At 41.3% G+C, this 520-nt stretch carries 1 protein-coding gene; it reads right to left on the bottom strand.

The window, feature by feature from the left end; all coding sequences use genetic code 11:
• A partial coding sequence (locus ACFRAK_RS29650) for a TetR/AcrR family transcriptional regulator (RefSeq protein ID WP_394573286.1) occupies positions 1-336 on the bottom strand: 336 nt, incomplete at its 3' end.
• Positions 337-520: the final 184 nt, after the last annotated feature.

Consider the following 520-nt stretch of genomic DNA (forward strand, 5'->3'; position numbering starts at 1 on the left):
CGTCGGGTCTGCCTTGATCAGAATGATCAGCTCGCGATAAAAGAATCGGTACTTGAGCTGTAGCTGAAGATTAATCCGAATAATCCACTTTAAATCTTCCACAGATGGGGTCCAATCGTTCTTGGGTGCTGTCCACACGGAATCCCAATCCTTCACCATCACTTTGAGAATCGCACGAATAATATCTTCTTTGTTGTGATAGTGATAATACAGATTACCAGGGCTGATCCCCGCCTCTTGAGCGATTGTATTCGTGGAAATTGCCCCTGTGCCATATTCATTAAATACCTGGATGGCGGTATGAATGATATGGTCTTTCGTTCGGCTTGAACTCATTGATACACCTGCCTCCATCGATTTAGAGTAAATACTCTATAATTTAATATAGAGTATTTACTCTAATTATGCAACTTTAAGGTTCATACTCAAAAGGACTGCGCACTATCGTGGTGATAGTGCGCAGTCCTTTTGGAAATGGTGGAACTTATGATGATGATATTGTTCATACTGATTCTGATGC

Source organism: Peribacillus sp. NPDC056705 (assembly GCF_043656335.1).